We start from the raw sequence: 5802 nt of genomic DNA, 5'->3' as shown, positions 1-5802 counted from the left end.
ATGAAAGGGTTATATATTTTTGCTGTAAGTATTTGTGGTCATTAATATAGGTGTATTTTGTTGCAAAATGCGAAGTATGCCGGTGGCATTCACTTTGGTGTGAGAAAGTAAATGCCAAAGATATAACACTACTGTTCAACCAACTAATTCAGTTTTTGCCAATTTTTCACAATAGGGTTGTTTAGTTATCTGGTCACTTATATAAATCACCTTGATATCATTTTCGTGGTGGATAAAGGCTACTCGGCAACTAATAGTTGAAGTCAGAACTATTTTATATTCTTGAATCCTGATGCCATTGTGCATCAGTTTTTGTGCGTATTTGATTTTGTAACTATTAGTGTTTAGGAGGGAGGGCAACCTTTCTTCAATGTCTAATTCTATTTCTTTTTTGAACCTGGCGTATTTCGAGAAAAAACGACGTAAATGATTGTTGTTATCATAAGTTACTGTGCCAAATAACTGCATACTTAATATCACCATTTAACATTTCATAACTGTGTCAGTTTATACACTGTAGGGAGAGGGAAACGTGATCTGGGCTATGCCCACGGGTGTCTGTAACACGTTAATTATGTTTCTAAGATTTACCAGATGAGCATTGAGTTTGTTAAAGGGCCCAGATCTGGGCATATTCGTGATTAAGGTATTGTGGATTTCTCTATTGGAAAAGTGGTAAGTAGTCCGGAAATCGTTAATAGCTATATCAACTAGTTAAAGCTGAATCCAAAGAAAGCCGGAAATTAATTAAGGGCAATAAGCCGGAATTTTTCTAACTACAAATATAAAGCTGGAAAAACAGCATGTTATAAAAACATGGGGGGCTTCGGCTTCTTATCTAAATGTAGTTTAAATGGCGTGACTAATAAATATACAGAAAGGAAGTTTGCTAGAAGGTCTTAAAATTGGAGCTATTAAGATGAAAGAAAGAGCAGCAAGGTAGCTGCTCTTTGAATGAGGCTAGTTAGATGTGTTGATTTTTAGCATTTTTTCCACATCTTGAGAATTGTGAGAGTGGAAAAATGCTTTGTTGATATGTGGGTTTGTCTTGCAGCGACGAATTTGTCCTTTGGCAACTAGCGTATTGAGCTCTGTTTGGTTAATGCCAAGAAGTAATTTGACGATTTTTGCTGTCATATAAAATTCTTTTTGTGACAGCATCTGTGAGCTCCAGCTTTCCAGGTCAGTTTTTCGCCAACATAGAGAATGAAATCCGTGATTAACTGAAGTCCTGTAAGTTTGAATGCGCTGGTCTGTAAGTAGCTCCCCAAGCGAACTGCCGCATTTCTCAAACAAAAAGTCTTTTCGAATGGATTCAAGACAAAGATAGTGTTCTGCATCTCCTTCGGCAAGGGGGATTACAGCTAGTAGCTTGGCAAAGTCTCTTAGGTCAAATAACATACCAGAGATAGATTTGGCGCTTTTGAACGGTACGATCACTTTTTCCTTAATTAGAGATGATACTTCTTCAAAGGTTGAACCAAGCATTTGTTCTACGACCCATAAATCGCCGATGAACCTGGTGGACTCATTATTAATTTCTTGTCCCTGTAGCTTAAATGCTTTTCTAACCTTATTTTTTATAGCATTCGTTGCCTGCCATTTTGTGAAAGATGGTGTGAGGCAGGGTGAGTTATCAGCCGAGATGATGGATGTATCGATTACGATACTTGGGTATTGCATAGCATCATGACTGATCACTTCCATATCTTTGCGAGCCTGTTCAATCTCGAGCGCATATTGTTTACGGGCTGCTGGTTTTGTTAGTAACTCATAGGTTGCTGTAAGGATCTCAACAAGATCTGGAATCGAATAATTTTCTAGGTATTCAGATTTGCCAGGTAGTTGGTCATATGGTCTTAGTAGTTGTCCTGCTGTATCGAGAAGGCTTTTGGATGCATCCTTGAGTGCTTTTCCTCTCAGATTGATGAGACCGTTTAGGTAAGACGGCAAAGAACCAAACGTGTCTCTGAATTCACTCAACTGGCAGGAGCAATAGCTGCAGCAATCATCGTTTATTGCTTCAAAAGATAAAGACTCATTACAGGATGGGCATTTATCTATAAGTTGAATACCATGCTTGGCACAGTGCGTCTTGAGTGAAATCTGCCAATCAATGTTTTGAATCCTTGAATGAGCCAGACAAGCTGGGCAATATCGGGCAACACTCTTAAGCAGTGGTGATAGTTTTGTTTCAGTTGCTTGCTGCTCGAAGTGGTTAATGGTTTCTTGTACGCACTCATCTGCAAGGGCTTGTAGAACTTTGATGACATATGTATAGGAACCTGTTTGTTTGAAATTAGTACAATGACTGGGCATTACATTGCATGCACTTAGTATTTCGTTGGTGTTTATGCAGCAGTTACTTTCTGCGAGTCGAGCGATAAACCCTTGAACACATTCATTGGCTTCTGGAGTCAACGAGTATGGTAGCTTCAATTTACCCATCATCTATGCCTCAAAGCTCGTTTTTAACCAGTGTTCAACGTCGAGCAAGCTAGCCTCAAATGGGTTAAAACCCAATACATCTGATGGTTGGAACTCTTTCTCGAAAGCACTTTCTATATCATTCATGTCAATTAGCTTTTTGGCAGGGTTTGTCCTAATAGCCAGCTCTATTAATGTATGCCAGAGTCCAGGAAGACCGTCACAAGCAATATATAGACGGGTAAGAAAGTCGTCACTGAAATCGACATGATCTACAGGGCAAGCTTCGCGATACATGTTCACAAAGGCTTGAAACTCTCGGTTCCCCTTATGAGGAGGAGCGAAGCGCTCTAGCCGAGAGGTGCCAAGAAAACGGCGTCGCAATTGATCGTCAGATCGAACGAGCTTTTCTGCAACAGGTTTGCCTACTAGGATGAAAGCACACCCTGTTTCGCGCATGACGGTTTTGTAGAAGTCACATACGACTGATTCATGATTGGCTTTATACTTTTCCGTAAAGTGATGAACTTCGTCATTGGCGATGACTTTATATCCATGTTTATTTATCAGCTCTATGATTTGCTTAGTTCGTCGAGCTTCTGTATGTCTTTGGTTATCTAATTTTGATGCCCCCATTTCTTCATAAAATGCACTTTGCAAAGCTTTGAGGCTCGATGGTGAAGGGGCCTCAACAAAAAGAAAAGTATCGCAGTTAATGTCTTCGTGAGGGTGGTTTTTTATGATGTGAGTTTTGGTCACCTCTAGCATTGCTGTTTTGCCGGCTCCTGCGTCTCCAAGGATCAGTACACTTCTAGGAGTTCCACCATCAACAGTACTATTTATACACATTTCAATTTTTCTGAAGGCGAGTTTTGCACTTTTGTGCATAATGTAATTATTTTGGAGTTGTTCTAATACATTCATACAAATAATCTCTCTATTTTTTAGAAAATGTTGTCATGCCGAAGTCATCATCTTGATGCTGGCGAGTTGTTGTGCGTTGTTTTGTTACTTTTCCACTCTGGTTCAAATGAACTGTTTCGTTGAGTAGCTCCTCAGTTAGTTCACACGCTTCATAGCCAGTTCTTGCATCTTTCGCGTTTGATTTAGGTTTGTTTCCTGCAGTATTTACGGCTGGCTCAGCTTTAACTCGTTTCGCTGTTTTATGTGCTTCTTCCCGGATCTTATACTCGGCAATACAGGCCTCTGCTGGCTTGTGTCTGCGTAAAGTTTTCATCTGCGCTAAATGATCCTCCAGCGTTGTTCCTGGTTGTATTACAGGTTTTATTGAAGGAACCCTAAGAAGTTCTGAAGTGCCTGGGTTTATTACAAAAATTGAGCTCATATCTAGAGGCTCGACGTAGAATTGAAGATCAATACTTCGCTCGATATCGAGGAGCTTTTGTAGTTCAGGGCTGTTGTAAAATGTATAGTATTTGTTGATACCGCTCCTATAGTTAGCTTTCCCTGTTTCTAAAGTTCCAGAGCGAGAAAAACGAATATCGAAATCGTCTGGTAAAAATGGTTTGGTTCGCTCAAATGAAGATTGCCAACGTTCGAGAGGCGTTTTAGTATCACCCGTTTGCTTTGTTATTGCATATGAGTCCACAATCCAACTGTTTAAATACTCCAGGTACTTATCCACAGTGATGGCTTTTCGCTTATTTATTTTGTCCTTTTTTCCTTCATCACGAATGTCTTCATAGGAGCACGGTAGCGTTACCTCGAATTGGTTTTTTATTTGGTAGATAAAATTTTCTACATACGGCTTTCTATAAGGGGCTTGGACTTCTGTGGTTTGATAGAGAATGCCAAAATCACCAACAAGGTTGTTGATGAAACTCTCTTGACTAAAACCAGAACCAGCATCAACAACAATCTGTTTGATAAGGCCACAACAATAAATTGCGTCCCCAGTAATTGTGGACAATATTGGATTTTGCATTGCTTGTTTGACACATAGGCGGAAACAGTTTGCACTTTCCCCTCTTTCCGAAAGAGTAACAATTGCTAATGGCATACGACTGTAAGTATCAATGGCAACACAGAAAAAAACTCGGCTAGAGATTTCTTCTTTTCCATCAGTTTCTGTAATCAGTAGAGTCTTCGGACTATAGAAATCAAATTCGACCCTATCGAGAATATTCTCGACATGAAATCGCTGGAAATAATCCCTCATGGTTTGTTTTAGAGCAACTGAACCTTTACGCTTTTGGATTTTTTCAAACTGAGGAACTTTTTTGAGTTGCTGGCGAAACCACTCGATACAAGGGACATCAACGTCACATAAATTTAGATCGGTCAGGCAGTAGCCCTTAAAACTATCATATAATGAACGTTGTGTGACTTTTCCTCCTTTAAGGTAATGTTTATATATGTATTGTTCTGCTTTATGTTCAAGGAATACAGGGTAACGTGAACCTCTAAATCCTTTTTGTTTATGCTTCGGTAAAAAAACCTCCAGGTACCAACCGTATTTGCGAGCATTAGATAAGTGTTCGTATAAGCGGGATTTGCCAAGTGCGGGTACGCCAATTTTGTCAGCAACCTCCTTGATAGCCTTAGTTGTGATATTTTTCTCAGTCCTGAAGGCTTGAGCTAACTTCATGGTACATATTGCTTTGTCCCTATCAGATAGGGTATGTACTGAACTTAAAGTCGGCTGCTTGTATACAGGTGCAACATCTAACTTACTCTCACGTATAGCCTCACAGACTTCTGTGATACTTAGGGATAAAGGTCTTTTATCTTCATGATAGAAAGTATAATAGTTAGAGCCAATGTGCTTGAGGATGTACTCCTCATGGTTGTACATGACTGCATCATTAGTATTTAGTTGCTTAATATTAAACATAGAATTTTTTTGTATATCTGCTGTTTAAGTCGAATAATTTCTTGTAGTTAAATAATGACTCATCACTGTTAATCAGGAACGTGATCCCTTTTTTTTTAAAATGAGCCGAATAACATCAAATTTTTCTTTGAATGGTTTTACATGGTTCTTTGGTTTTACTTCAATTACACGCCATTCTCCATTTGCCATTTTTACGAGAAAATCAGGAGTATAGTGATGCTGCTTACCATTAAACCAGTATTTGATGGTAAATGGCTGTGCACACTGAGAAATAACATTAATGTCTAATTCGTTGATTAAAGCCTGGCAAACTTCTCCTAAGCTCTCAAGTTTAAATGTTACGCCAGCTTTAAGACTTTTAATTCTGTAAATGTTACTCACTCTAGAGTGTCTTTTGATACTTCTCATACATTCATTCCGATTGACTTGGTGATGCTGAATGATAGCGCCAAAAAATATAGTTTCAAGTCTAAGAAATTATATTTTTTCATGCGTTGGTTAGTATTGATATAATTAATTGG

At 38.9% G+C, this 5802-nt stretch carries 5 protein-coding genes; all 5 read right to left on the bottom strand.

The genetic code is table 11. The features are described 5' to 3' along the window. Nucleotides 1–135: 135 nt before the first annotated feature. Complete coding sequence (locus BIZ37_RS29145) at nt 136–468, bottom strand: hypothetical protein (protein WP_187464516.1); 333 nt, start codon at nt 466–468, stop codon at nt 136–138. Between the two features lie 492 nt (nt 469–960). Beyond that, on the bottom strand, nt 961–2451 hold the full coding sequence (locus BIZ37_RS29140; RefSeq protein WP_187464515.1) for a TniQ family protein: 1491 nt from the start codon (nt 2449–2451) through the stop codon (nt 961–963). Next, entirely contained in the window at nt 2452–3351 is a 900-nt protein-coding gene (locus tag BIZ37_RS29135) for a TniB family NTP-binding protein (RefSeq protein WP_187464514.1), read from the bottom strand. Nucleotides 3352–3364: 13 nt separating this feature from the next. Further along, the gene (locus BIZ37_RS29130; RefSeq protein ID WP_187464513.1) at nt 3365–5242 is read right to left on the bottom strand and encodes a DDE-type integrase/transposase/recombinase; all 1878 of its coding nucleotides are present in this window, start codon (nt 5240–5242) and stop codon (nt 3365–3367) included. Nucleotides 5243–5353: 111 nt separating this feature from the next. Further along, the gene (locus BIZ37_RS29125) at nt 5354–5689 is read right to left on the bottom strand and encodes a TnsA endonuclease N-terminal domain-containing protein (RefSeq protein ID WP_187464512.1); all 336 of its coding nucleotides are present in this window, start codon (nt 5687–5689) and stop codon (nt 5354–5356) included. Nucleotides 5690–5802: the final 113 nt, after the last annotated feature.

The sequence above is a fragment of the Photobacterium sp. BZF1 genome, assembly GCF_014349205.1.
Taxonomy (GTDB): Bacteria; Pseudomonadota; Gammaproteobacteria; order Enterobacterales; family Vibrionaceae; genus Photobacterium.
This window is presented reverse-complemented; position numbering and strand designations above follow the sequence as displayed.

Excerpts from the sequence above, each read along its gene's own strand:
- BIZ37_RS29140 (WP_187464515.1), bottom strand. The coding sequence starts at position 2,451 with ATGATGGGTAAATTGAAGCTACCATACTCGTTGACTCCAGAAGCCAAT.
- BIZ37_RS29130 (WP_187464513.1), bottom strand. The coding sequence starts at position 5,242 with ATGTACAACCATGAGGAGTACATCCTCAAGCACATTGGCTCTAACTAT.
- BIZ37_RS29125 (WP_187464512.1), bottom strand. The coding sequence starts at position 5,689 with ATGAGAAGTATCAAAAGACACTCTAGAGTGAGTAACATTTACAGAATT.
- BIZ37_RS29145 (WP_187464516.1), bottom strand. The coding sequence starts at position 468 with ATGCAGTTATTTGGCACAGTAACTTATGATAACAACAATCATTTACGT.
- BIZ37_RS29135 (WP_187464514.1), bottom strand. The coding sequence starts at position 3,351 with ATGAATGTATTAGAACAACTCCAAAATAATTACATTATGCACAAAAGT.